The sequence below is a fragment of the Leifsonia sp. SIMBA_070 genome, assembly GCF_046534635.1.
Classification (GTDB): Bacteria; Actinomycetota; Actinomycetes; order Actinomycetales; family Microbacteriaceae; genus Leifsonia.
This window is the reverse complement of record NZ_JAWRYK010001058.1, coordinates 1-230: the sequence shown is the minus strand read 5'-3', so window position 1 is coordinate 230 and position 230 is coordinate 1. Positions and strand designations below refer to the sequence as shown.

Below are 230 nucleotides of genomic sequence, written 5' to 3'. Positions count from 1 at the left end.
GGATCGCCCCGTCGACGCCGTGGCGGCGGACCGGCTGCATCGTGATCTCGCAGACCAATTCCGGATCGAAACAGGCCTCGAGCATCCCGCGACCAGCGCGGATCTCCCGGTACTCTGGTAGTGAGCGCCCAGCTTGGCGCATGAACCAGACCGGACGGTGGCTGGGAACCTGCCCGCGGGCAGCCGCGACCAGCGGAGAGACAGTGCGAGCATCATGTTCAGACATCACC

At 66.5% G+C, this 230-nt stretch carries 1 protein-coding gene; it reads right to left on the bottom strand.

Annotated elements, in window-relative coordinates:
- Window positions 1-226, bottom strand: a 226-nt coding sequence (locus SB754_RS23380) for a uroporphyrinogen decarboxylase family protein (protein ID WP_410784619.1), incomplete at its 3' end; no start/stop codon positions are given.
- Between the last annotated feature and the right edge of the window lie 4 nt (window positions 227-230).